Here is a 23482-nt window from a genome sequence, read left to right as displayed (position 1 = left end):
TTTCGGGAGCCCGGTTCCGGGACCTTCCTAGATGGAGTTATCCGGTGACCGCGTCAGGTCCTCGTTCTGGACCTTCCCCTGTTCCTTCTTTTTCTTCGGATCTTCCGAAGCCGGTGCAACCGCGACGGCGCCGCCCTCCGCCACCACAACGTTCACGAACGTCGGGGAGCTGGCCCCGTCGAAGGTGATCCGTCCGATATAGGAGCCTGGAGCCAGGTTCTTCCAGGTGAGGGCAAGCTTCCCGCCGAGCCCGTTCACAAGGCGGACCGGATCAGGCGTCACGGTGGCGTTGCCCTCGTTTGCCCCCAGGACCGCAGCATCCACGGAGGCCTTGGTTACCTGTTGCCCGGGACTGTCATAGAGGTTCACGAACATCCGGTAGGTACCCGCGACTGGGTTCGGAATCGAGACCGACTCGCTCGCTGAGGCCGTGGCGGCGACGATTCCCTGACCGTCCGGGGTGATGACCACCATGTCGAAGTCGGCGTTCTCATCCGCGGAAATCACGGACAGCTTGGCCAGCGGCACGCCGGCCGGAACTTCCACGGTCTTGACGAAGTTGGAGGCATCCGCCTCATAACGGAACGGCCCGGGGACAAGTTCGATGGCCGAGGAGTCCGCCTTCGACAGGCCGACCAGCGTCACGTTCGTGGGCGAGCTCGAACCCGAGACAATGCTGATGTTCCCGGAACCATTGGCACCTTGGGAGGTGAACGAAATGTTCTTGGGAGCCACCACCGACTGCGGCCGGACCGCGATCGGTGATGTCACGGTCTTTCCGGCCCCCTGCCAGGTCAGCGAACCGGCGGCGAACTCACCCAGCGCGGCGCTTTGGTTTTCATAGGCCACCTTGAACGTGCGCTTCTCGCCGGCTGCGGCGAAGGACAGGACCGACGGCGTGACCGTCACTTTCACCCCGGGCACGCTGGCCTTGGCGCTGTAGACGCCCGGCGCCAGTGCCGTCACCGTGCGGGTGACCTCGATCCTGCCGGCCAGGTTCCCGAGCGAGAAGGACGGGACGTTCATGTCACGGGGCCGCGTGCTGCCGAGGCCGGGCATGCCGAGGTCGACGCCGGTTCCCTGGATGAACCGCAGGTAGTCGTCGGTGCTGGCCTCGTACACGAGCCCCGGATCCAGGACGCGGGCGGGATCGACCTGCCCTGCGCCGGTGGCCAGCACGTCCGTGTTCTTGCTGCCGTCCGCGAGCTTGACGTCGCCGGCGGTGGTCATCATGGCAGACTTCACGGCGGCAGGGGACCAGGTGGGGTTCTTGCCCAGGATGAGGGCACCGAAGCCGGCCACGTGGGGTGACGCCATTGACGTCCCGGACATGAAACCGAATTCGTCGCCGCCGGCGCCGATCGGCGAAACACCGGCCAGGACAGCCACGCCGGGTGCGGCGACATCGGGCTTCAGCAGGTCCGAATCGGTGGCGAGGAGCGGTCCTCGGGAGGAGAAGCCGGCGATTTGCGGCTGCGCCTCGGCGGGCAGTCCCGTGGTGTCCTTGTTGACCAGGGATACCGTGATGGCCGGGTTCGCCGCCACCTTGGCCTTGATGGTTTCCGTGGCAGGCGGATTCAGGTGCACTGTGGGGACGGAGTGCTTGTCGGCGTCGAGCGATGATGCCGCCAGGTTGACGAGGATCATGCCCACGCCGCCGCCCCGCGCAACCTCGGCACTCTTGGCCACCCGGTCGTAGACGCCGCGGTCGCAGACCACCACCTTGCCGCCGATCTTGGCCGGATCGAGTGAGCCGGGGGCGCACAGCGCAGGATCGGCGGCCTGTCCGGATGCTGCATTGGCGGCGAGCACAACGCCTGCGCCGGCAACTTCACGGTTCATGATGCTGGCGCCGCGGAACTTGCTGCCGTCGGAGAACTCGACAGTGCCCTGCAGTTCCTGGGAGAAGCTGCTGGCCGCAACGGTGGTGACCCATGGCTCGCCGTGGTTCACTGTGCTGGCTTCAGGGCCGGAGTTGCCCGCGGAGGTGGCCACGAAGATGCCGGCCGAGGCGGCGGACAGGAACGCCATGGACACCGGGTCCGTGGTGGTGGAGGTGGTGCCCGAGATCGAATAGTTCAGGACGTCCACACCGTCGAGTACGGCCTGGTTGATGGCGTCCACGGCGGACGAGGTGTAGCAGCCGCCGGTGTTGGGGTCGTTGTCCTCCCAGCAGATCTTGTAGATGGAGAGCTTGGCTGCCGGTGCGATGCCGCCGGTCAGGCCGAAGCTGCGGCCGTCGACGAAGGTCTCGACGTCGGCGTTGCCGGCGGCCGTGCTTGCCGTGTGGGTGCCGTGACTTCCCACGTCCACGGGCGAAATGAGCTCCTCAGGCGCCCGGTCCTGCTTGGCCACGGAATCCTCGAAGGCGTCGGAGAAGTACCTGGCACTGAGAACCTTGGAGTTGCAGGCCGTTCCGTTGAACTTTTCACCCTTCTGGCACTCGCCCTCGAAGGTGCTGCCGTCTGCCTTCAGCATCGCGATGCTGCCGCCGGCGGTGCGGTAGGGAACGCCAACCTGCGGATTGCCCTTGAGCGGCGCAACGTCTTGGCCCGCGAAGAACTTGCTGCCAGGCGTGTAGCCGGAATCGATGACGCCCACCACAACGCCCTTGCCGGCGCCCGCCTTGCCGCCGAACTGCTTGTTCCACGTGCCGTTAGTGCCGCTGAGCTTGAGGAAGTCCGTGGTGGAGTAGTCCGGGGCCTGCTGGGTGTCCGGCGCCACCGCGAGGACCCCCGGGTTCTTGGCGAGGTTCACGGCCTGGTCGGCGGTGAGCGTGGCGGTGAAGCCGTTGAGTGCCGCCGTGTAATTGCGGCGGATCTGCACGTTTTCCTGTTCGGCCAGCGCGGCCTGCTTCGCCTCCAGGTGGGCCTGGTACCGGCGGACCTCTGCCCGGTCGGCGTCGAGCTTGCGGCCGGACCGCGGCTTCGTGGCCTGCAGGCCCGGCGTGCCGCCCTCGTAGGTGGCGGCGGGCTTCTCGGTCAGCACCACGATATAGCGGCCGGCGGAGTAGTCGTTGGGATCGACGTTCTTTTGCTGTGCGGCCGGAGCCGGCAGCTGCGACGGCGCCGCGGCTGCCGGCAGCGCGCCGGCTGACGAAAGGAGCAAAGGCAAGCCGACAACCAGTGCCGCTGCTTTCCGGGCCCCCCGGCTTCGGAAGAAGCTTTTTCCTGCAGATTTCACGAGTGGTTTGAACCTTTCATAAAGGAACGGCCCCGGCTACATTGCCGGGCGCAGGCGGCAACGACACGTGAAGATGACAGGTCCTGTCGATCCCAGCAATCGTCGACCGATCCCCACAGTACCTACTGAGAGCCGCATATGACATAGGCCACAAACCAGAATTTACTTTTTTGTCATGGCATTCGACACGGGCATGAAAAAGCGGCGGGCGCCCGAAAAGGAACCCGCCGCAGGGGAGCTAAAGATTGCGGAGCTATTGCCGGCGATCTACTGCCGGGGCGTACGAACCACGTCGCTGATCCACTGGCGCGTCTTCTCGTCCACCGGGCCGGCCACCCGGTCCTGCCCGGCAGCGCGCCGCCCGGCACGCCCCCGCCCGACCCCGGCCTGGCCAGTGCCGTTTTGGCGGGCGGCACGGTCCGCCCTGATCTTCTGGATCACCATCCTCCCGAGACCGGCGAACACGGCGACGGCCATTACCGGCAGCAGGACAGATTTCGGTTTCTCAGCCATTCCGCAATCCTACTGAGGCCGCCCGCGGCGGGCCAGAGCCGGCGTCGTTCTTCCTTTCCCGCGGCGTCCGCCGGACGTCCGCGGCACCGAATACGGAGTGGTGCGCCGCGGCCGGTAGAATAGGCATGCAAGCTCGCGGAGCGCCCGTCCACACCATGCCATTTGAATGCCCTGCCATTTGAACCGGCAGGCAACTTTAGGAATGGCGTGAGACGGCACCACTCCGCTGCGCCCTTACCCAATGCACACGCACAGGAGTTACCGGATGCCCCGGATCGTTGTCGACGTCATGCCCAAGCCCGAGATTCTGGACCCGCAGGGGAAGGCCATCGTGGGTGCACTCCCCCGCCTGGGCTTCACCAGCTTTAGCTCTGTACGCCAGGGCAAGCGTTTCGAACTGACCGTTGACGGCGAGGTGACCGAGGACATCCTGGCCCAGGCCCGCGATGCCGCCGAAACCCTGCTGTCCAACCCGGTGATCGAGGACGTCGTGAACGTCGAGGTCGTCGAGGCCTGAGATGACTGAACTTCCCCTGATCGGCGAGGCAGTCGCCGTCGCCGCCGAGCCGCGCCTGGCAGGCGCGAAGATCGGCGTCGTCACTTTCCCCGGAACCCTGGATGACCGGGACGCTTCCCGGGCGGTCCGGCTCGCGGGCGGCACGCCCGTGGAGCTCTGGCACGGAGACTCCGACCTGGGCGACGTCGACGCCGTCATCCTGCCGGGCGGATTCTCCTACGGCGACTACCTGCGCGCCGGAGCCATCGCGCGCTTCGCCCCGCTGATGTCCAAGATCATCGACGCCGCCAACTCGGACGCCAAGCTGCCGGTGCTCGGCATCTGCAACGGCTTCCAGCTGCTGACCGAGTCGCACCTGCTGCCCGGCTCCATGATCAAGAACGACCACCTGAAGTTCATCTGCCGCGACCAGGTGCTGCGCGTCGAGAACAACAGCACCTACTGGACCGGGGACTACGCCGCGGGCCAGGAAATCACGGTGCCGCTGAAGAACCAGGACGGCCAGTACATCGCGGACGAGAAGACCCTCGACGCCCTGGAGGCCGAGGGCCGCGTGGTGTTTCGCTACGTGGGATTCAACCCGAACGGCTCCCGCCGCGACATCGCCGGCATCTCGAACGCCGCCGGCAACGTGGTGGGCCTCATGCCGCATCCGGAGCACGCCGTGGAAGTGGGCTTCGGCCCCGAGTCCCTGGACGGTATCGGCGGGTCCGACACCGAAGGCCTCGGTCTCTTCACCTCGGTACTGAACAAGATTGTGGGAGGCGACAAGTGACCACGGAAACCACCAAGAAGTTCAACATCGACACCGTCGAGAACGCGGCCAAGACGCCGGACACCGAGCTGCCCTGGGCCGAGCTGGGCCTGAAGCGCAACGAGTTCGACGAGATCGTCAAGGTCCTGGGCCGGCGCCCGACCGGCGCGGAACTCGCCATGTACTCCGTGATGTGGAGCGAGCACTGCTCCTACAAGTCCTCGAAGAACCACCTGCGCCAGTTCGGCGAGAAGGTGACCGACGAGATGAAGAAGGACATGCTGGTGGGCATCGGCGAGAACGCCGGCGTCACCAACCTGGGCGACGGCTGGGCCGTGACCTTCAAGATCGAGTCCCACAACTCGCCGTCGTTCGTTGAGCCGTACCAGGGTGCCGCCACCGGCATCGGCGGCATCGTCCGCGACATCATCTCCATGGGTGCCCGCCCGGTGGCCGTGATGGATCCGCTGCGCTTCGGCGCCATCGACCACCCGGACACGGCCCGCGTCATGCACGGCGCGGTGGCCGGCATCGGCGGCTACGGCAACTCCCTCGGCCTGCCGAACATCGGCGGCGAGATGGTCTTCGACTCCGTCTACCAGGGCAACCCGCTGGTCAACGCCTTGGCAGTGGGCGTCATGCGCCACGAGGACATCCGCCTGGCCAACGCCTCCGGCAAGGGCAACAAGGTGGTGCTGTTCGGTGCCCGCACCGGCGGCGACGGCATCGGCGGCGCCTCCGTGCTCGCCTCCGAGTCCTTCGACGACACCAAGCCGTCCAAGCGGCCGGCTGTGCAGGTGGGCGACCCGTTCGCCGAGAAGGTCCTGATCGAGTGCTGCCTTGAACTGTTCAAGGGTTCGCTGGTTGAGGGCATCCAGGACCTCGGCGCCGCCGGCATCTCCTGCGCCACGTCCGAGCTCGCCTCCAATGGCGACGGCGGCATGAACGTCGAACTGACCTCTGTCCTGCTGCGCGACCCCACCCTGACTCCGGGCGAGATCCTGATGTCCGAGTCGCAGGAACGCATGATGGCCGTGGTGACCCCGGAGAACGTCGCGGCCTTCGAAGCCGTCATGGACAAGTGGGCCGTGGAATACGCCTGGCTGGGTGAGGTGACCGACAGCGGCCGCCTGATCATCACGTGGGAAGGCGAAGTCATTGTCGACGTCGACCCGCGCACCGTGGCTCATGACGGTCCGGTCTACGACCGCCCATTCGCCCGTCCGGAGTGGCAGGACACGGTCCAGGCCGATAAGTTCACCGGTTCCGTGCAGGACGCCGGCCGCCCCTCCGCCCCGGCGGACCTGGCCGCAGCCGTCACCGAGCTCGTTGCCTCGCCGAACATGTGCGACAAGTCCTGGATCACCAACCAGTACGACCGGTACGTCGGCGGCAACACCGCCATGGCGTTCCCGGACGACGCCGGCGTGGTCCGCGTGGACGAGGAATCCGGCCTGGGCGTTGCCCTGGCCACCGACGCCAATGGCCGCTACACCTACCTTGATCCGTACCACGGCGCCCAGCTGGCACTGGCCGAGGCCTACCGCAACGTGGCCACCTCCGGCGCGGTTCCGATGGCCGTCAGCGACTGCCTGAACTTCGGCTCCCCCGAGGACCCGGACGTCATGTGGCAGCTGGCCGAAGCCATCCGCGGCCTCTCCGATGCCTGCATGGTGCTGGGCATCCCGGTGACCGGCGGCAACGTCTCCCTGTACAACCAGACCGGCACCACGCCGATCCATCCCTCCCCCGTGGTGGCAGTGCTGGGCAAGCTCGACGACGTCGCCCGCCGCACGCCGTCGGGCTGGCGGGAAGACGGCGCAGCCATCTACCTGCTGGGCACCACGGCTGCCGAGCTGGACGGCTCGGAGTGGTCCAACCTGCGCGGCCACCTTGGTGGCCTGCCTCCCAAGGTTGACCTCGAGGCCGAACGCGCGCTGGGCGAGATCCTGATCAACGCGTCCCGCGACGGCATGGTGGACTCGGCCCACGACCTCTCCGAAGGCGGCCTCGCGGCGGCCCTCGTGGAATCGTCGCTGCGCTACGGCGTGGGTGCCCGGATCGCGCTGCAGGATGTCCTGGACCGCGACGGCGTTGACCTCTTCACGGCGCTGTTCTCCGAGACCCAGGGCCGCGCTGTCGTCAGCGTGCCGCGCTCCGAGGAAGTCCGTTTCAAGGACATGTGCACCGCCCGCGGCTTCGAGCATCTGCGCATCGGCGTGGTGGATGCAGCCAGCGGACAGCTGGAGATCAACGGCGTGGACACCCTCTCGCTGGACGCCCTCCGCGAAGCCCACGAGGCCACCCTGCCGAAGTACTTCGGCTAGCACCCCCATCGATTGCTCCGTAGCTGCCCTTTTGACCCGTCAGAAGGGCAGTTACGGAGCATTCGTTTAACGGCCGGGCCGCCATCCGGCCCGGACCAGCGCGCTGCGGACCTTGGCTACGGCCGCCTTGCCGTCATTCAACATGTGACGCTTGGAGATGCGGACTTCCGTCCAGCTCAAAACGACGTACCGTTCCGACCGCGCGATGTCCCGCTCAATCTGCAGTTCGTCACCGTGATGCTCGCCTTCATACTCGATGCCGATCCGGTACTCCTTGTAGGACAGATCCGGCTCATGGTGGAGATCCAACCACGTCCGTTCCGGTGTGGTGACGGGGATGCCGTCAACGGTTGCGACTTCATCGTCGTAGAGCTTCATCCGGTGGACGATGACGTGCGGCCGGTTCAGATGAGCTGCACCCTCAGGCCTGATGATGTCGAACATGTCGGCACAACGGGAGTCCCGCCGTCGGGCCTTCTGCACGGATGCCCCTGCCCAACGGAATGAGCGAGCGGTGCCGGAGCCGCTTCGAGGTAATGCCAGCGCGGCCGGCCTCACCGACGGTGAACGGCCGGTCCTGGAACTTATTCGGCAGCGGGCGTGCGGTCTTCATGGCTACATAAGAGCAGAAAGGACTCCCGCCCCGCTGGAGTTATCCACAGCATCGATCGATTGCTCCGTAACCGCCGTTTTCAGGGTTCAAAAGGGCACTTACGGAGCAACCGATGGGGTTTAGTCCTCGCTGTGGATCTCCCGCTGCCGGGCGCTCAGCAGCTCCAGTTCAGGGCGGAAGGCCACGAAGCGTTCGACGGCAGTGAGCACCTCCACGAGGTGCGCGCGGTCCGCGGCGACCAGACCGGCACCGATCCTTGTGCGGCGGTACTGCTCGTGGTCCCCCACCTCAGCCACGGAGACCTCATACCGCCGTTTCAGCTCAGCCAGGAGCGGCCGCACCACGGACCGCTTCTCCTTGAGGCTGTGCACGTCGCCGAGAAGGATGTCGAACTCGATCCAGCCGATCCACATGCCGTCAATGCTATCGAGTGCTCCCCACCGGCTCCCTCGCCTCGCAAGCTCGGCCGGGGAACCCTGCCGGCGTGGGCCCACTGCCGTTTGGGGCGCCCAAAGGGCGGCTACGGAGCAGTCGATGGGGGTTCAGATGGTGAGTTCGCCCATCGTGTCCCAGCCTTCGCCGTCGAGCTGGCGGCTGATGATGCGCGGGGTCTCGGCGAGGGCCTGCGGCATGTCCGCCATGGCCTTCTTGAAGTGGGCGCTGTTGACGTGGTCGCCGGCGGCATCGTCCTTGAACGCTTCGACCAGGACGAACTCGTTGGGGTCGTCCACGCTGCGGGACCAGTCGAACCATAGGTTGCCCGGCTCCCGACGGGTGGCCTCGGTGAAGTCGGCCACCAGTCCGAGCCACTTCTCCGACCAGTCCGGCCTGACTTTGAACTTGACGACGATTAATATCACGGGGCTATGCCTTTCGTTGGGTTTTTGCGTCCTGTTCGGACGCCAGCGCCTGCTCGCAGTCTTCAATGGCCTCGCGGGCGTACTTCTGCTGGGCCGGGGTTCCGACGCGCTCGGCCCACTGCTCGGCCAACTGGAACTCCACGAGCGCTTCGGTGAGCCGGCCCGCGCCGTGCAGGGTCCAGCCCAGGTTGTTGTGCAGGGCCACCATCCAGCGCTTTGTGCGCTCGTCGTGGACGGTGGAGGCGTACTCCAGCGCACTGCGGGTCCAAAGCTCCGCGTGGGCGGAGTCGGCTATGGCCAGCATGTGGAGCGCATCCACCGCAAGGAACTCCTCGCCAAGATGGTCGCCGAGCTCGGCCGCCTGCTCAAACAGGGGTACCGCCATGGCCGCGTGCCCGCTTGAGTTCAGGCCCCGCCCGCGCTCCAGCAGGATCCGGACACCTACCGTCGGCTCGTCCCCGTCAATCGCGTCGAGCAGCCCGTCAGCCTCTTCGAAGCGGCCCTGGAGCCCGATGGCCCGCCCCAGCTGCGTGGCGAGTTCGGCGCGTTCGTCGGCGTCGTACCGGGGGTCGGCGAGCGCGTCCCGGAAGCGCTGCTCGGACAGCTTCGCATCCTCGAAGTTCCACAAAAGGTCAAGGCTCTTTTGGTCCAGCATGTACCTCTCCTGATCAGCTTTCACCTGCGGCGAGTTGGCGTGCACCTTCAATGTATCGGGAAGTCATGAGGCGCTGCGCACGGCGGGCCAGCGCGCCGCCTGCGGCGTAGAACCAGTTGGACGGCCGGCTGAATGCTGTGATGCTGAGATAGACCCGGCCCTGGGCATCGATCTCGGCCTCGAACGACTCCTCGCCGCGCACCGGATGGCCCGGCAGGGAGCCGTAGCCGAAGCCGGCGGACTGCGGTCCGCCGCCCGGAACAGGGCGGTGCACCCACACGACCTCGCAGGGAACTTTGAGGCGGAATGGCCCGACGCCGAATCCGCTCACCACGCGTGCGCCGGGAACGACGACGCCGGAGTCGGTCCGGACCCGCAGTCCGGACCGCCGCTGCAGTTCCCAGGCGAGGATCCCCTGGGCCACCCGGAAGTAGACATCCGCCCCCTCGCCGAGATAGGTGCGGGAAGCCACGCGGCGGTACCCCGCCGGAGACCGGCCGTGCTCGGTGGCACCGACCTCCGGATAGTTGAGGACACCCCTCGCCAGGCGCTTCTCACTCATTGCCCACCTCTCTGGCCCAGCCAAGCTGCTCCCGCTGTTTCCGGCTCAGCGATGCAACCACGAGGTCGTAGGAGTCCTCCACCATGTCCCGCACCATGTCGTCGGGCAGGTTCCCGTCCAGGCGGACGCCGTTCCAGTGCGTCTTGTTCATGTGCCACGCGCCGGTGATCTCCGGGTGCACGGCCCGGAGCTGTTCGGCCAGGGCAGGTTCGCATTTGAGGCTCACCGACCAGTCGTCAGGATCCATGGCGGACGCCGCGAACATTTTGGCTTCCTGCTTGGCCCCGCCGGACACGGCGGCCCTGACCTTGAACACCGACGTTTCGGGACCGAAGGGGAAGTCCTCGAAGGTGCCCGGAAACGACAGGCAGATTTTTCTCAGGTCGGCTGGGTCCATGCTGCGAGCCTACAAACCCTTTCCGGGCGGTGCTAGTCTGCGAACATGGCAGCTGCCCGGGAGACCATACCTGTACTGGATCTCGGCTCCGCACGCCGGGCCGACGGTTCGTTCAACCCGGAGTTCATTGAGGAACTCCGCGACGCCACGCACCGCGTCGGCTTCTTCCAGGTCATCGGCTACGGCGGCGCCCCCGGCCAGGCGAAGGAGCTGCTTACGACGATCAGGCGCTTTTTCGACCTGCCCCTCGAAGAACGCATGAAACTCGACAACCGGCTGTCACCGCATTTCCGCGGCTACACGCGGATGGGCACGGAGGTCACGCAGGGAAGGGCGGATGCGCGCGAGCAGATCGACTACTCACCCGACCGGGAGCCGGTGAAGGACTATCCGCCCGAGCAGCCGTACTGGCTCCTCCAGGGCCATAACCTGTGGCCGGATGAGTCGATGCCGGAGCTGAAGGAGGCGGCCATGGCCTGGGCTGAGCTCATGTCCAAGGTGGGCGCGGAGCTCATGCGGGCCATCGCTGTGTCCCTCGCGCAGCCGGAGACCTATTTCGAGGAACCGTTCAGGGACACTCCGGCATGGATGGGCAAGCTGGTTCATTACGTCGGCGGAGTGGTTGAAGCGGCGGGCGACCAAGGAGTGGGCTCCCACGCGGACTATGGATTTGTGACCCTCCTCCTCCAGGATGAGGTGGGCGGGCTCGAAGTGCTGCCGCCGGGCGCCAGTGCGTGGGTCCCCGTGGAGCCTATCCCTGAAGCGCTGGTGGTGAACCTCGGTGAAATGCTGGAAGTGGCCACCGAGGGCTACCTTGCCGCCACCATCCACCGGGTCAAGGCCCCGCCGCCCGGCGTGGACCGTTACTCCGTGCCGTTCTTCTGGTCACCCCGGCTCGACGCGGTGATCGATCCGGTCCCCCTCCCCGCAGAACTGAAGGCACAGGCCCGCGGCATCTCGGACGACCCGTCCAACCCGATGCTCGCCTCGTTCGGCCTGAACATGCTCAAGGGCCGGATGCGCGCCCACCCGGATGTCACGGAACGCCACTACCCCGAACTGATGAGGCCCTGACCTGGAGCCCCGGACAGGCTAAATGCCCACCCGCCAGCCTTCGCGCGCGGGGCACGAGTTCACTACGACGTCCAGCCCGGCGGCCTTAGCCCGTTCGACGGCGGCGGCGTCGAACACGCCCAGCTGCAGCCACACCGCCTTGGCGCCGACGGCGATGGCCTGGTCGATGACGGCCCCCACCTTCTGCGAATTGACGAAACAGTCCACGACGTCGATAGGGTGCTTTGCCGCCGGGATCTCGGCGAGGGTGCGGTAGCCCTTCTCCCCGTGCACGTCGTCGCCCCGCAGGTTTACGGGGATAATCTCCATGCCCATGCGGTCCCGGACATACAGCGAGACGTCGTACGCCGAGCGCCACTCATTCCGGGTCAGGCCGACAATGGCCCAGGTGCCCTTCGTTCGCATGAGCCGCTCAATAACCGCCGGATCGTTTTCGTGAGCCATGCCTCAACTCTACTCCCGCCGCGATTTGGCGGTCTTTTCCGAATATGTGCATGCCGAATGGAAACAGCGGCAGTGATGAACGAACAAGCTGGCCGTACCGAAGGCATGAAAAATGCCGGGCTGGAATTTGATGGGGGACAACTTCCAGCCCGACACTCTCACTTGGGTAATCGACGGGACACCCGAAAGGGTTACGCCGATTCCAAAACTTTTTCTAAAACTTTTTCGCCGCCCGGTTAGCCGGCGCATCGCGCCCCGCTCCTCAGGAGTTTTTGTACACGTACCGCGCCTTTGCCCGGCCGTTTGGGGCCAATAAGTGTACAAAAACTCGGGCTGCTGCCTTTAGGGCGTGCCGGGGACCGGTTTGGCCGGAACGGTCGGCACGCCGCCGGGAAGCGTCGGCACCGCCGGCAGCGGCTTGGCCGGAAGCTTCGGAGCGATGCCCGATCCGGGGACCGTGGGCAGCTGGCCGGGCCCGGCGGGCAGCGGAGTCTGCTTCTTCGTCGCTCCACGGGAATCCGAGGAATCGTTCGCAGCTGATGAGTTCGACGAACCGTTGGAGGAGGCCGGATCCGTTTGGCCCGGCGTCGCCGGTGCCGACGGCGACGGGGCCGTGTCGGTGACCGATGGTTTGGTCGCAGCACCCGACGGCGCCGGAGCAGCCGGAACGTCGGCGGGCGAAGTGGACATCGGCATAGGCGCCGTCGTATCGCTGGTCGGTTGGAAGATCCGGACCACCGTATGGCCTACGCTGTTGCGGAAGTCCTCGCTGGAAGCTGCGGCGACAGCACCGGCGCCCAGGCCCATGGCACCGACCACAGCGGCGCCCACCACAAAGCCCATTCGCCGCTGCCGGTTGCGGCGGTGCAGTTCGAGGCTGGCGATGTTGGAGGCGCGCCGCATGGGCATGCTTTGGGGGGTCTCGCCGTGGGCCAGTACACCTGAAGCGGATGCGCCGTGAACGAGCAGCGCGGCGAGTTCAGCCCGGGGTTGGGGTGCGGAGTCATGGGCGAACCCGCGCAGTTCTTCTAGGGACCTGCGGAGATCGGCGTCGTCTTCGAGCCCGGAATCCAGGAGGATCGCCTGGATCTCTCCTTCTTCGCGGCCTGCCGGCGTGACACTCATGATGCTGCGTGGTCCTTTTCCTTGACGAGTTCGCGCAGGGCGATGAGCCCGCGGCGCTGGAGCTGTTTGATGGCCCCGGGGGTTTTGTCCATGATGCCGGCCACCTGTTCAACCGAAAGGTCCGCAACGATCCGCAGGACCAGCACTTCCCGCTGGTCGTCATTGAGCGTGGCCAGGGCGGACGTAATTCCGCCCATCGAACCCAGGACCTCGTCCTCGGCGGAACCCGACCGCCTGTGGTCCTCGAGGGGATCGAATTCGGTGAAATGCGGCGTCCTCGCGGACCGGCGGTGGTAGTCCACGAGCCGGGCGTGCGCCACCGAGAAGATGAATGTCCGCAGCCCGGAGTGGCCGCCCCTGACATTGCTGAGCTTGGGCAGGACATCCACGAAGACGTCCTGTGTGAGGGCTTCGGCGTCGTCCACGCCCCGGGCCCGGAAATAGCCCAGGACGGCGGGGGAAATGACGCTGTAGACAGCGCTGAAGCCGGAGGGGTCGCCAGAAAGGGCTGCTGACAATTCGTCATCGGTCAGCTGAGCTGCCAAGGAGCTGTCCTTCCCTTTACTGCAGGTGTGCGGCGGTAGTAAGCCTACCGCCGCACACCTCACGCCCCTATTCGGGGAACGCCCTGTTTCGCGTGCTGTGGATTACTTGCCGGTGGGCAGGTCGGCAGCAGCGTCAGCCTTGACGTCAGCGTCTGCAGCGGCGGACGGCGCGGCCGGCTTGGCGACGTGGTCCGTTACGTCCGGCACAGCCGGGGCGGCAGGAACGGCGGGAACGGCCGGGGCAGCGGGAACGCCGGCGCCATTGGGAACAGCGGGAACGGCGGGGATTGCTGCGGTTACGTCGGCGCCGGCAGCCTTGTCCCCGGCGGAGACGTTGGCGTTGGCGGCGGCGTTGTCCTTGTCAGCTTCCACTGCGGCATCGGCTGCGTCCGCAGCTTCACCGGCAGCCTTGGCCTTAGCGGCGGGGGCGGCCGGAACCGTCGGGGTGGCCGGGACAGCGGGCACTGCCGGGACCTCGGTGGCAGGAACGGCCGGGGCGGCGGGCGTAGCGGGGGTCACCTCTGCATGCTGCGAGCTGGACACCTGGGCGGCGTTGGCCAGTCCGATGCTGGAGAAACCTCCGACAGCGACGATGGCGGCTGCTACAGCAATCTTGGTGGTCTTGCTAACACTCTTCATCAGAAAAAAATCCTTTGGTTGATTGAAGGCCGGGACGGCGGCCGATGGGGGACAACCGCCGTCCCGGCGCTTACATATACGTAATCGCCGGGACGGGCTGGGAGGTTACGCGGTTCCGGAAACTTTTTTCAGACGGGCATGCTCTTCCCAGAAACAGCGGATTAAAAGACGATGGCGGCGGGCCACCGTGAGGTGACCCGCCGCCGTCGGGAACTGCTTGCTGAACTGTTGTTACCGGACGCTTCCGGCGTCAGTCGTTGATCAGGTCGTTGACCACGATGGTCTGGTCGCGGTCCGGTCCCACGCCGATCGCAGAGAAGCGCGTGCCGGACAGCTTCTCGAGGGCCAGCACGTAGTTGCGGGCGTTCTCCGGGAGGTCCTCCAGGGTCCGGGCGCCGGTGATGTCCTCGGTCCAGCCTTCGAAGTACTCGAAGATGGGCTTGGCGTGGTGGAATTCGGTCTGCGTCATCGGCATTTCGTCGTGCCGGACGCCGTCGACGTCGTAGGCCACGCACACGGGGATCTGCTCGATGCCGGTGAGCACGTCAAGCTTGGTGACGAAGTAGTCCGTGAAGCCGTTGACGCGGGAAGCGTGGCGGGCCAGGACGGCGTCGTACCAGCCGCAGCGGCGCGGGCGCCCGGTGTTGACGCCGAATTCACCGCCGGTCTTCTGCAGGTACATGCCCATCTCGTCGAAGAGTTCCGTGGGGAACGGGCCTGCGCCCACACGGGTGGTGTAGGCCTTGATGATGCCGATGGACCGCGAGATGCGGGTGGGTCCGATGCCGGAGCCCACCGAGGCGCCGCCCGCTGTCGGGTTGGAGGACGTGACGAACGGATACGTGCCGTGGTCCACGTCGAGGAACGTGGCCTGCCCACCCTCCATGAGCACCACTTTGCCCTCGTCCAGGGCCTTGTTCAGGACGAACGTGCTGTCGACGACCAGGGGCCGCAGCCGGTCCGCGAAGGAGAGGAAGTAGCTGACGATCTCCTCCACCTCGATGTCGCGGCGGTTGTAGACCTTGACCAGGAGCTCGTTCTTCTGGCGCAGCGAGCCTTCCACCTTCTGGCGCAGGATGGACTCATCAAAGACGTCCTGGACGCGGATGCCCAGGCGGGCCACCTTGTCCATGTAGGCCGGGCCGATGCCCCGGCCGGTGGTGCCGATGGCCCGGCTGCCGAGGAAGCGTTCAGTGACCTTGTCCAGTACCTGGTGGTACGGTGCCACGAGGTGTGCGTTGGCGGAAACGCGCAGCTTGGAGGTATCCGCGCCGCGGGCTTCGAGGCCGTCGATCTCCTGGAAAAGTGCCTCGAGGTTGACGACGCAGCCGTTGCCGATGATGGGGACGGCGTTGGGGCTGAGGATGCCGGCCGGAAGGAGCTTGAGCTCATACTTCTCACCGCCGACGACGACGGTGTGCCCGGCGTTGTTGCCGCCGTTCGGCTTCACTACGTAGTCGACGCGGCCGCCAAGCAGGTCGGTGGCCTTACCTTTTCCTTCGTCGCCCCATTGGGCTCCGACGATCACGATTGCTGGCATGGGATCCTCCCCCATTCGTTCGGGCCTAGCCCGGCTGCATCACCGAGGTGCTTCAACCGGAGGTCGGCGCCGTTCATGAGAATGCCCCGAATTCGTCGCCCGAACCCGCGGCGCTGACCGGGGAAGGGACGCAAGAGTTCCGGGGCTCTTACCACCCAAGTTTAGCGGATCGGTGACAAAAGTATGGCTTTTGGTATTTCGCCCGTGCGGCAGATTCCGGCGACACATTCCGCCGGTGATTTGCCACTGCCTCCGGCCGAGGACTTAAGTGAGAGTGGACCATCCCGAGCGGCTGAGGAGACCCTGCCTTGTCACTGAACACCGACCACATCCGCGTCACCCATGCCGGCTCCCTGCCGCGCACACCGGAGCTCATCGCCGCCAACGCAGCCAGGGAAGCCGACGGCATCACACCCGAATTCCTGGACCTCCTGGAGACCTCGGTGGTGGACATCGTCCGCCGCCAAAAGGACCTGGGCATCGACGTCCCGAACGACGGCGAATACGGGCACGCGATGTCCAACAGCGTCGACTACGGCGCCTGGTGGAACTACTCGTTCGCCCGCCTCGGCGGCCTCGAGCCCACCACAGTGGACCGCTGGGCCGATGCTGAGGTGCACCGTTCCACGCCAGGCAATATCGTCCTGACCTCGTTCCCTGACCGCCGGGACCGGCAGAAGTTCAATGACGCCTACAACGACCCCTCCTCCGGGATCCTCGCCCACCGCAAGAGCGTGGCACAGCCCAAGATTGCCGGCCCGCTGACCTATACCGGGCAGGACCTCGTGGCGTCGGACGTCACCAACCTGAAGACCGGCCTGCAGGCAGCCGGCCTCACCGAGGGGTTCATCGCGTCGCTGTCCCCCGGCTCCTGCGCGCGGGTGGCCAACGACTACTACAAGACCGAGGAAGAACTGGTCTACGCCTGCGCCGATGCCATGAGGGAGGAGTACAAGGCAATCATCGACGCCGGGCTGACCGTCCAGCTCGATGACCCCTCGCTGGCGGAGAGCTGGGACCAGATCAACCCGGAGCCCAGCCTCGAGGACTACCTCAACTTTATCCAGCTCCGGGTCGAGGCCACCAACTGGGCCCTTCGCGACCTGCCCGAGGAGCAGATCCGGCTGCACGTCTGCTGGGGATCCTGGCACGGCCCCCACACCACGGACATCCCGTTTGCCGACATCATCAGCTCCGTCCTGCAAATCAATGCAGGCGGATACTCGTTCGAGGCAGCCAATGTGCGGCACGAGCACGAATGGCGTGTATGGGAAGACACGAAGCTTCCCGAGGGCAAGGTCATCATTCCCGGTGTTGTCTCGCACGCAACCAACGTCGTGGAGCACCCGGAACTGGTGGCGGACCGGATCGAACGCTTCGCCAGGCTCGTGGGACGCGAGAGCGTGATCGCCTCCACCGACTGCGGCCTCGGCGGCCGCGTCCACCCGCAGATCGCCGTCGCGAAACTCGAGGCCCTCGGGGAGGGCGCACGCCTCGCCACCAAACGGCTCTGGAAGTGATTTAGCCCTCACTTGCTTCCCTGCAGGCCCCCGCCTGCACGGCTCCGCCACAGAGGCGTGCAGGGCCAGGGCTTCACGGTTTCGGACGCCTTGCTAAACTGGGAAGGATCGGTCAAGCACCGGTCCACATCTCATTTCACACCACGCCGCACTCGGCATGCCTGCGGCGTGCCGGCCTGCGGCGCGGCGGCGCGACCCACATGCAGGAGACACAGCACCATATGACAGCCCTGGCTACCGAATCTTTCCACGAACAGCTTCTGAGGCGCCGGTACGAGCCCAACGTAGCCGCTGTCAATGAGCTCTGCGATACGTTGCAGAGCGCCAAGCCGGGCACCCAGGTGCCGTACGTCGACCCCGCGCACGACGTCGACGAATGCCGCATCATCAGCCTCTTCTCCAACATCGGCACGGCATCGCCCACCGGCTTCATCATGCCGGGCGACGACGATGCCGCCACCCGCATGCTGGGCCTCCAGTGGAAGCTGGGCCTGCGGCCGGAATACATCATGCCGTGGAACGTGCACCCGTGGCACACGCCGGGTGAGCCGAACGGCAAGTTCACCCCCGACCAGATCCAGGCCGGCCTCAAGCCGCTGCTGAAGGTCCTGGCCCTGGTGCCCCGCGCCTCGGTCATCGTGGCCCACGGCACCGAGGCCAACCGCCTCGCCGGCCTGCTGCTCAAGACCGAAGTTCCCCTGCTGTGGCGCCGCGGACTGAAGACCTACAAGGTCCGTTCGCTGAGCGGCCGCTCCTTCGCAGGATCCCCCGAGCGGCAGAAGCAGTACCTGGACGAGATGCAGGTCGCCTATGCCGACGCCATGGCCCGCACCGGCCTGCAAAAGTCCAGCTAACAGAGACGCACCGGGTTTCGACAAAGCTCAACCAACGACGGCGGGCGCTCACCTTTTGGTGAGCGCCCGCCGTCGTATACGGGCCGCCGCCGAGGGTTCCCTGACTGAGCGGAGCGAAGCGAGGGAGGCGGTGGGGATGTTGTCTTACTTGCCCTCGATGGCTGCCTTGGCCCCGGGGTCCGAGTCGTTGAGGAACTTCTCGATGCGCTCCGGCTCCTCCGCCTCGTTGATGGCGGCGGAGGCGCGGCCCAGCGAGTAAAGCGCCCGCAGGAAGCCGCGGTTGGGCTCGTGCTCCCACGGAATGGGCCCCACACCCCGCCAGCCGTTGCGACGGAGCGAGTCCAGTCCGCGGTGGTAGCCGACCCGTGCGTAGGCGTAGGAATCAATGGTGCGACCTTCCGCCCATGCCTCCTCGGCCAGGACGGCCCACAACAGCGACGACGTCGGGTGCTTCTCCACGAGGTCCAGCGCCTCAGCGCCGAGCGCGAGGTGCTGGTACACCTCGGTCTCGGCAGGCAGGAGCGTGGGCTCGGGGCCCATCAGGTTCTTGCGGAACTCGTCGGACACGGCTAGAAGGTCTTGCCGGCGGAGCCGAGCTGCTGGGTTGCTTCCACAACGCGTGCGGCGAGGCCGGCCTCGGCGGAGGCGCCCCAGACGCGGGGGTCGTAGGTCTTCTTGTTGCCCACCTCGCCGTCGACCTTCAGGACACCGTCGTAGTTCTTGAACATGTGGTCCGCCACCGGACGCGTGTACGCGTACTGGGTGTCCGTGTCGATGTTCATCTTGATCGTGCCGTACGAGACGGCGTCCGCGATCTCCTGGTCCGAGGAACCCGAACCGCCATGGAACACCAGGTCGAACGGGCTGTCCTTGCCGATCTTCGCCCCGACCTGGGCCTGGATGTCCTTCAGAATCTCCGGACGCAGCTTCACCCCGCCCGGCTTGTACACGCCATGCACATTGCCGAACGTCAGCGCCGTGATGTAGCGGCCGTTCTCCCCCGAACCCAGCGCCTCCACCGTGGCCAGCGCGTCTTCGACCGTGGTGTACAGCTTCTCGTTGATCTCGTTCTCGACGCCGTCCTCCTCGCCGCCGACCGTACCGATCTCGACCTCCAGGATCATCTTCGCGGCAGCGGTCCGGTCCAGCAGTTCACGGGCGATGCGCAGGTTTTCCTGCAGCGTCTCCGCCGAGCCGTCCCACATGTGCGAGTTGAAGATCGGGTTCCGGCCGGCCTTCACCTCGGCCTCGGACGCGGCCAGCAACGGCAGCACGAAACCATCCAGCTTGTCCTTGGGGCAGTGGTCCGTGTGCAACGCGATGTTCACGTTGTAGTTCTTGGCCACCTCACGGGCAAACGCCGCGAAGCCCAGCGACCCGGCAACCATATCCTTCGTCGAAGCACCGGACCAGTACGCCGCACCACCGGTGGAAACCTGCACAATGCCATCAGACTCCGCCTCCGCGAAACCACGCAACGCCGCGTTCAGCGTCTGCGAAGACGTCACGTTCACGGCCGGGAACGCGAAGCCGCCCTTCTTGGCACGGTCGATCATGTCGGCATAGATCTCTGGGGTTGCAATGGGCATGCTGACTCCTAAATCGAATTTCGTCTGCGGGTTGGGTTGACCCTGGAGTGAACCTCGTCGGCTAGGAACCATCCTAGCCATTTCTTTGCACCGGCCGTGGTTCGCGTCACCCGGCCGGGTAACACATTGCGCTTAGAGGTTTCCCCGCTACACCGCCGTCCGGCGGAGCAGCCGCCAAGTTTGCTCCGGGTCTATGGCAGCTGCACATGCGGCTGAGGCGAGTCCGAACGATCCGTCAAGCACCGCTTTGTCCGCACCCGCGGAGGCACCGAAGGCAGCGAACTCTGCGGTGTGGTGCGCGGCGCTTCTCACGTCGTAGCCGACCATGGGATGAATGCTCGGCACGAGCTGCGAGACATTTCCCATGTCAGTGGAGGCCACCGGCTCGGCGCTGAACGTGACGTCCCTGCCTCTGGCCGTCATCGCTGCCCGGTAGGCCTCTGACAGGAATGCGTCCTGACGGAGTTCTGCGTAGTCGTTGCCCGTGCGTGTGAGGCTCGCACGACCTCTTTGTGGACTGCTTTGCGTCCAGCCACGCCGAACTGATGGACATAGTCACCGGTTCCTTCCCCGGGCTGCCCGGCGTCACGCATCGCGAGGTTGTTTTCGTCACGAAGCTGTACCGCCAGGCGTCGGAATGGCGCAGCGGGACCCTGGAACCCGCACGCGCCCGGCAGGTGTCAGTGGAACCCCTGCCTGGGCAGCCTGCGTACGCTCCGGACCGGCTGGATGCGGCACCGCTGGAAGAGCTCGCCCGGGACGGGCGGGCCAGCTGGGCGGGGCTGGGTGCCTCGTGCGGCGTCTCGCCGCAAACCACACGCCGGCGGGTGGAGCGATTCCTTGCCACGGGTTACATAGCGCTGCGCTGCGATACGTCGACGGCGGCCCAGCAGGGACTGCGGGAAGTCATCTTGGTCCTGAACGTCCCCGCGCACTACGTTGACGACGTCGGCCACTACTTTGCGGCACTCAGCAACTGCCGCCTCAGCGCCCAGGTCCTGGGGGCGCAGAACCTTCTGGTCACCATGTGGGTCCGTGACTACCTGCAAGTCCAGGCGTACGAGCGCGAACTGGCCGATCGGGCTCCGGGAAGTACCGTCATCTCCCGGCAGGCCGTGGTCCGGACATTCAAGCGGATGGGCCATGTCCTGGACGAATCAGGATGCAGCCGCAGCGTGGTGCCGCTGCCGCTGTGGACGGAAGGTCTGTAGCTTGGTGTCCGGTATGCCGGACACCAGCGGGCGTATTCTGGGAGAGTGAGTAGCTCACCGCTGCGCCCCAAAGCCCCTGCCGCCGTTCAGGTTCTTGCCGTTCTTAGGTACGTCGCGGAACAGGCCGGCCCAGTGGCCGCCTCGGTCATCGCCCGTGACGTGGGAGTGCCGCGGTCAACGACGTATCAGTTGATCGCGGCCTTGGTTGATGACGGGTTTCTGGTCCATCTTCCGGAGGAACAAAAATATGCGCTGGGTGTCACGGCACACGAACTCGGCACCGGCTATTCACGGCAAGCCCCTCTTCAGCGCATCGCCCGTCACCCGCTCGCGCAGTTGGTGGGGCGCACCCGCCGTACTGCCCACCTTGCGGTGATGCATGGCCGTGACGTCGTTTACGTCATCGAGGAACGCGCTCCGCGCCAGCGGCCTCTGGTGACTGATACCGGTGTCCGGCTTCCGGCACATCTGACGGCCAGCGGCAGGGCGATGATGGCGCAGATGGATCCTGCCCAGGTCGCCGCATTGTTTCCGGGTCCGGAGGCCTTCACCGTTCGCAATGACAACGGGCCGCAGTCCTTGCCGGCCCTGCAGGATTTGCTGTCGCGGGCGCGGTCCCTGGGCTATGCGTGGGAACAGGATGAAATCACTGTTGGTTACTCTTCCGTGGCTGTTGCCGTCCTGGACCGGGAGCGCTATCCCGTGGCTAGCGTGACATTGACTGTCTCCAACCGGGCGTTTCCCCCGGTGGTGCGCGCCGTGCCAAGGATGCCGAGACGCCGGAGGAACGGGCAATGCGGATTGAAGACGTGGCCCGCGAGTGGATCCCGGAGGTGAACCGTTGTGCCCGCGAGATATCGCGCAGGCTGGGTATCCGTGGCCGGCTTCCCTTAACCCGATGAGTGTCCCGGCCACGCGTGGCCGGGACACTCATCAGGCATCAATACTGTTTGTCGAGTGCAGGTGCATCAGGGCCGGCCAGGGCTGCCTAGCCGGCAGGGTTGGCTGGTGCGGAATCCGTAACTGGTTCCACTGCTTCTTGGCCCGTTTCAGCCGGATAAATCATGTGGGACGGTGCGTTGGAGGTCCTCTTGGCCAGCGGGAAGTACACCAGGGCTGTAACGACCAGCCCCACGAGCCAGGAGATGTCAGCACCGCCCAGCAGCTTCGTCATGGGCCCGGTGTAGAGGGCCTGGGCCAGGAACGGAATCTGTACGATGATGCCCACAGCGTAGGTGATCAGGGCGGACTTGTTCCAGCGCCCGTAGCGCCCGTTCAGGTCGTACAGGGCCGGGATATCCACCTTTTCTTTGGAGATCAGGTAGTAGTCGACCAGGTTGATTGAGCTCCAGGGGATGAAAACCATGAGCAGCAACAGCACGAAGTTCTTGAAATTGGCGATGAAGTCCGGCGACGCCAGGACGGCGATAAGCACGGACAGCCCGATGAAGCCGACAACGTACGCGAACCGCGTCCACGTGGCTACACCCGTTTTGCGGGTGAACGCGGTCACCGAGGTCAGCATGGTCATGTAACCGCCGTAGGCGTTCAGGGTGTTGACCGTAAGCTTTCCGATCACGATGACCAGGTAGATGACCACAGCGATGAGGCCTCCGCCGCTCATGTGTCCAAGGAAGGCCACCTGGCCGTCCAGAAACCTCTCCCCCTTGGGCAAAGCAAGGGCGGCGAAGAGAGCTCCGAGGGTCATGGACCATTGGGAACCGAGCACGGTGCCGAAGTAGGACGCTTGGAACGTCTTGCGGGCCGGAGTGTTGGAGGGGAGGTAGCGGGAGTAGTCGGCCACATAGGGCCCGTAGGTCAGCTGCCAGCCGGCGCTGAGGGAGATGGCGAGCAAGAAAGTGGGAAATTCGAAGTTCCCCGCCCCCAGGAGGGCGCCTACATCCTGGCTGATGAGCAGCCTGATGCCGAGGTAGGTGAAGCCGAGCACTCCGACGATCGTGGCGATGCGGCCCATCATGTGAATGTACTTGTAGCCCAGCGTCGCGACGAGGATGGTCAGCGCCCCGAAGAGGACCATCCCCACGGCCGGCGTGCCGGTGTGCAGGATCTGGTCCACGGCCTGGCCAGCCAGGACGGTGCCCGTGGCGGCGAACCCAAGGTACATGATGACCACCAGCACCAGCGGGATGACGGCACCCAGAATGCCGAACTGGGCCCGGCTGGAAATCATCTGCGGAAGCCCAAGTTTGGGCCCTTGGGCCGCGTGCAGCGCCATGACAGCCCCGCCCAGAAGGTTGCCGATGAGCAGGCCAATGATCGCCCACAAGGCATCCGCTCCGAACAGGACGGCGAGGGCACCATCGACGATGGCGGTGATCTGCATGTTCGCCCCGAACCACAGGGTGAACTGTTGCGCCGGGGAACCGTGACGTTCGTCTTCCGGGACGAAGTCGATGGAGCGGCGCTCAACGCGCGGCCCTGATCCCGTTTTTGTTGTGGCCTGCATGCTGTTCCTCACTTTGACGACCGGATCGAGGTCCCCCAACCTTTCAATCAATCTGAGCACGCGCTGTGAGCGGCATCACCCGAAAGCCGCGAC

25 protein-coding genes are annotated in these 23482 nt (G+C 65.8%); 8 read left to right on the top strand and 17 right to left on the bottom strand.

The genetic code is table 11. The features are described 5' to 3' along the window. Positions 1 to 27: 27 nt before the first annotated feature. Entirely contained in the window at positions 28 to 3108 is a 3081-nt protein-coding gene (locus tag ABRP34_RS17520; RefSeq protein ID WP_353713395.1) for a S8 family serine peptidase, read from the bottom strand. 342 nt (positions 3109 to 3450) lie between these two features. Further along, positions 3451 to 3696: a hypothetical protein gene (locus ABRP34_RS17515; protein WP_003798436.1), complete on the bottom strand. Its 246-nt coding sequence runs from the start codon at positions 3694 to 3696 to the stop codon at positions 3451 to 3453. A gap of 265 nt (positions 3697 to 3961) precedes the next feature. On the opposite strand from ABRP34_RS17515, the gene purS reads away from it, so the two are divergent. From purS to purL, 3 genes are read left to right on the top strand one after another with little or no spacing between them, the layout of a single operon-like run. Beyond that, on the top strand, positions 3962 to 4213 hold the full coding sequence (gene purS / locus ABRP34_RS17510) for a phosphoribosylformylglycinamidine synthase subunit PurS (protein ID WP_003798434.1): 252 nt from the start codon (positions 3962 to 3964) through the stop codon (positions 4211 to 4213). Position 4214: 1 nt separating this feature from the next. Next, positions 4215 to 4988, top strand: a complete 774-nt coding sequence (gene purQ / locus ABRP34_RS17505; protein WP_003798431.1) for a phosphoribosylformylglycinamidine synthase subunit PurQ — start codon at positions 4215 to 4217, stop codon at positions 4986 to 4988. Then, entirely contained in the window at positions 4985 to 7294 is a 2310-nt protein-coding gene (gene purL, locus ABRP34_RS17500; protein ID WP_353711153.1) for a phosphoribosylformylglycinamidine synthase subunit PurL, read from the top strand. The genes purQ and purL overlap by 4 nt, the downstream gene beginning before the upstream one ends. Positions 7295 to 7360: 66 nt before the next feature. Here purL and ABRP34_RS17495 read toward each other — a convergent pair whose 3' ends face one another. The 6 genes from ABRP34_RS17495 to ABRP34_RS17470 form a co-directional block, all read right to left on the bottom strand. Further along, on the bottom strand, positions 7361 to 7777 hold the full coding sequence (locus ABRP34_RS17495; protein ID WP_353711152.1) for a hypothetical protein: 417 nt from the start codon (positions 7775 to 7777) through the stop codon (positions 7361 to 7363). A gap of 249 nt (positions 7778 to 8026) precedes the next feature. Further along, entirely contained in the window at positions 8027 to 8320 is a 294-nt protein-coding gene (locus ABRP34_RS17490; protein ID WP_003798425.1) for a DUF503 domain-containing protein, read from the bottom strand. 129 nt (positions 8321 to 8449) lie between these two features. Then, entirely contained in the window at positions 8450 to 8767 is a 318-nt protein-coding gene (locus ABRP34_RS17485; protein WP_353711151.1) for a putative quinol monooxygenase, read from the bottom strand. Between the two features lie 4 nt (positions 8768 to 8771). Further along, positions 8772 to 9422 carry a hypothetical protein gene (locus tag ABRP34_RS17480; protein ID WP_353711150.1) on the bottom strand — a complete coding sequence of 217 codons (651 nt, stop codon included), beginning with the start codon at positions 9420 to 9422 and terminating at the stop codon, positions 8772 to 8774. Between the two features lie 13 nt (positions 9423 to 9435). Then, positions 9436 to 9984: a DUF1990 domain-containing protein gene (locus ABRP34_RS17475; RefSeq protein ID WP_353711149.1), complete on the bottom strand. Its 549-nt coding sequence runs from the start codon at positions 9982 to 9984 to the stop codon at positions 9436 to 9438. Further along, positions 9977 to 10381: an MmcQ/YjbR family DNA-binding protein gene (locus ABRP34_RS17470; RefSeq protein ID WP_003798416.1), complete on the bottom strand. Its 405-nt coding sequence runs from the start codon at positions 10379 to 10381 to the stop codon at positions 9977 to 9979. Before ABRP34_RS17470 ends, ABRP34_RS17475 begins: the two co-directional genes overlap by 8 nt. A 45-nt stretch (positions 10382 to 10426) precedes the next feature. On the opposite strand from ABRP34_RS17470, the gene ABRP34_RS17465 reads away from it, so the two are divergent. Further along, on the top strand, positions 10427 to 11455 hold the full coding sequence (locus tag ABRP34_RS17465; RefSeq protein ID WP_353711148.1) for a 2-oxoglutarate and iron-dependent oxygenase domain-containing protein: 1029 nt from the start codon (positions 10427 to 10429) through the stop codon (positions 11453 to 11455). Positions 11456 to 11473: 18 nt separating this feature from the next. Here the strand turns inward: ABRP34_RS17465 and ABRP34_RS17460 are convergent, their stop codons facing one another. The 5 genes from ABRP34_RS17460 to ABRP34_RS17440 all read right to left on the bottom strand — a co-directional run bounded on the left by ABRP34_RS17460 (position 11474) and on the right by ABRP34_RS17440 (position 15748). Next, a complete protein-coding gene (locus tag ABRP34_RS17460) occupies positions 11474 to 11899 on the bottom strand; it encodes a CoA-binding protein (protein WP_353711147.1) in 426 nt (141 codons plus the stop codon). Positions 11900 to 12241: 342 nt separating this feature from the next. Continuing rightward, complete coding sequence (locus ABRP34_RS17455; protein ID WP_353711146.1) at positions 12242 to 13024, bottom strand: hypothetical protein; 783 nt, start codon at positions 13022 to 13024, stop codon at positions 12242 to 12244. After that, complete coding sequence (locus tag ABRP34_RS17450; protein ID WP_353711145.1) at positions 13021 to 13569, bottom strand: sigma-70 family RNA polymerase sigma factor; 549 nt, start codon at positions 13567 to 13569, stop codon at positions 13021 to 13023. The genes ABRP34_RS17455 and ABRP34_RS17450 overlap by 4 nt, the downstream gene beginning before the upstream one ends. Positions 13570 to 13671: 102 nt before the next feature. After that, on the bottom strand, positions 13672 to 14208 hold the full coding sequence (locus tag ABRP34_RS17445) for a hypothetical protein (protein ID WP_353711144.1): 537 nt from the start codon (positions 14206 to 14208) through the stop codon (positions 13672 to 13674). Positions 14209 to 14458: 250 nt separating this feature from the next. Then, positions 14459 to 15748, bottom strand: coding sequence for an adenylosuccinate synthase (locus tag ABRP34_RS17440; protein ID WP_003798405.1), 1290 nt, complete (start codon positions 15746 to 15748; stop codon positions 14459 to 14461). A 308-nt stretch (positions 15749 to 16056) separates the two neighbouring features. Here ABRP34_RS17440 and ABRP34_RS17435 point away from each other — a divergent pair, with 308 nt between their 5' ends. Then, positions 16057 to 17268, top strand: coding sequence for a cobalamin-independent methionine synthase II family protein (locus tag ABRP34_RS17435; RefSeq protein WP_353711143.1), 1212 nt, complete (start codon positions 16057 to 16059; stop codon positions 17266 to 17268). 221 nt (positions 17269 to 17489) lie between these two features. Beyond that, complete coding sequence (locus tag ABRP34_RS17430; RefSeq protein ID WP_353711142.1) at positions 17490 to 18122, top strand: uracil-DNA glycosylase; 633 nt, start codon at positions 17490 to 17492, stop codon at positions 18120 to 18122. 144 nt (positions 18123 to 18266) lie between these two features. On the opposite strand, the gene ABRP34_RS17425 is transcribed toward ABRP34_RS17430, so the two are convergent. From ABRP34_RS17425 to ABRP34_RS17415, 3 genes are all read right to left on the bottom strand, one after another. Further along, positions 18267 to 18689, bottom strand: coding sequence for a DUF3151 domain-containing protein (locus ABRP34_RS17425; RefSeq protein WP_003798389.1), 423 nt, complete (start codon positions 18687 to 18689; stop codon positions 18267 to 18269). Positions 18690 to 18691: 2 nt separating this feature from the next. After that, complete coding sequence (gene fbaA / locus ABRP34_RS17420; protein ID WP_353711141.1) at positions 18692 to 19711, bottom strand: class II fructose-bisphosphate aldolase; 1020 nt, start codon at positions 19709 to 19711, stop codon at positions 18692 to 18694. A 147-nt stretch (positions 19712 to 19858) separates the two neighbouring features. After that, positions 19859 to 20134: a hypothetical protein gene (locus ABRP34_RS17415; protein WP_353711140.1), complete on the bottom strand. Its 276-nt coding sequence runs from the start codon at positions 20132 to 20134 to the stop codon at positions 19859 to 19861. Positions 20135 to 20256: 122 nt separating this feature from the next. On the opposite strand from ABRP34_RS17415, the gene ABRP34_RS17410 reads away from it, so the two are divergent. Both ABRP34_RS17410 and ABRP34_RS17405 read left to right on the top strand, forming a co-directional pair. Beyond that, positions 20257 to 20922 carry an Lrp/AsnC family transcriptional regulator gene (locus tag ABRP34_RS17410; protein WP_353711139.1) on the top strand — a complete coding sequence of 222 codons (666 nt, stop codon included), beginning with the start codon at positions 20257 to 20259 and terminating at the stop codon, positions 20920 to 20922. A gap of 132 nt (positions 20923 to 21054) precedes the next feature. Next, positions 21055 to 21759 carry an IclR family transcriptional regulator gene (locus ABRP34_RS17405; protein ID WP_353711138.1) on the top strand — a complete coding sequence of 235 codons (705 nt, stop codon included), beginning with the start codon at positions 21055 to 21057 and terminating at the stop codon, positions 21757 to 21759. Between the two features lie 151 nt (positions 21760 to 21910). Here the strand turns inward: ABRP34_RS17405 and ABRP34_RS17400 are convergent, their stop codons facing one another. Then, positions 21911 to 23389 (bottom strand): cytosine permease, encoded by a 1479-nt coding sequence (locus tag ABRP34_RS17400; RefSeq protein ID WP_353711137.1) that lies wholly within the window; start codon positions 23387 to 23389, stop codon positions 21911 to 21913. Between the last annotated feature and the right edge of the window lie 93 nt (positions 23390 to 23482).

This window comes from Arthrobacter sp. K5, from assembly GCF_040448525.1.
GTDB classification, from domain to species: Bacteria; Actinomycetota; Actinomycetes; order Actinomycetales; family Micrococcaceae; genus Arthrobacter; species Arthrobacter globiformis.
The sequence above is the reverse complement of the archived record's forward strand: the minus strand, read 5'-3'. Positions and strand labels throughout refer to the sequence as shown.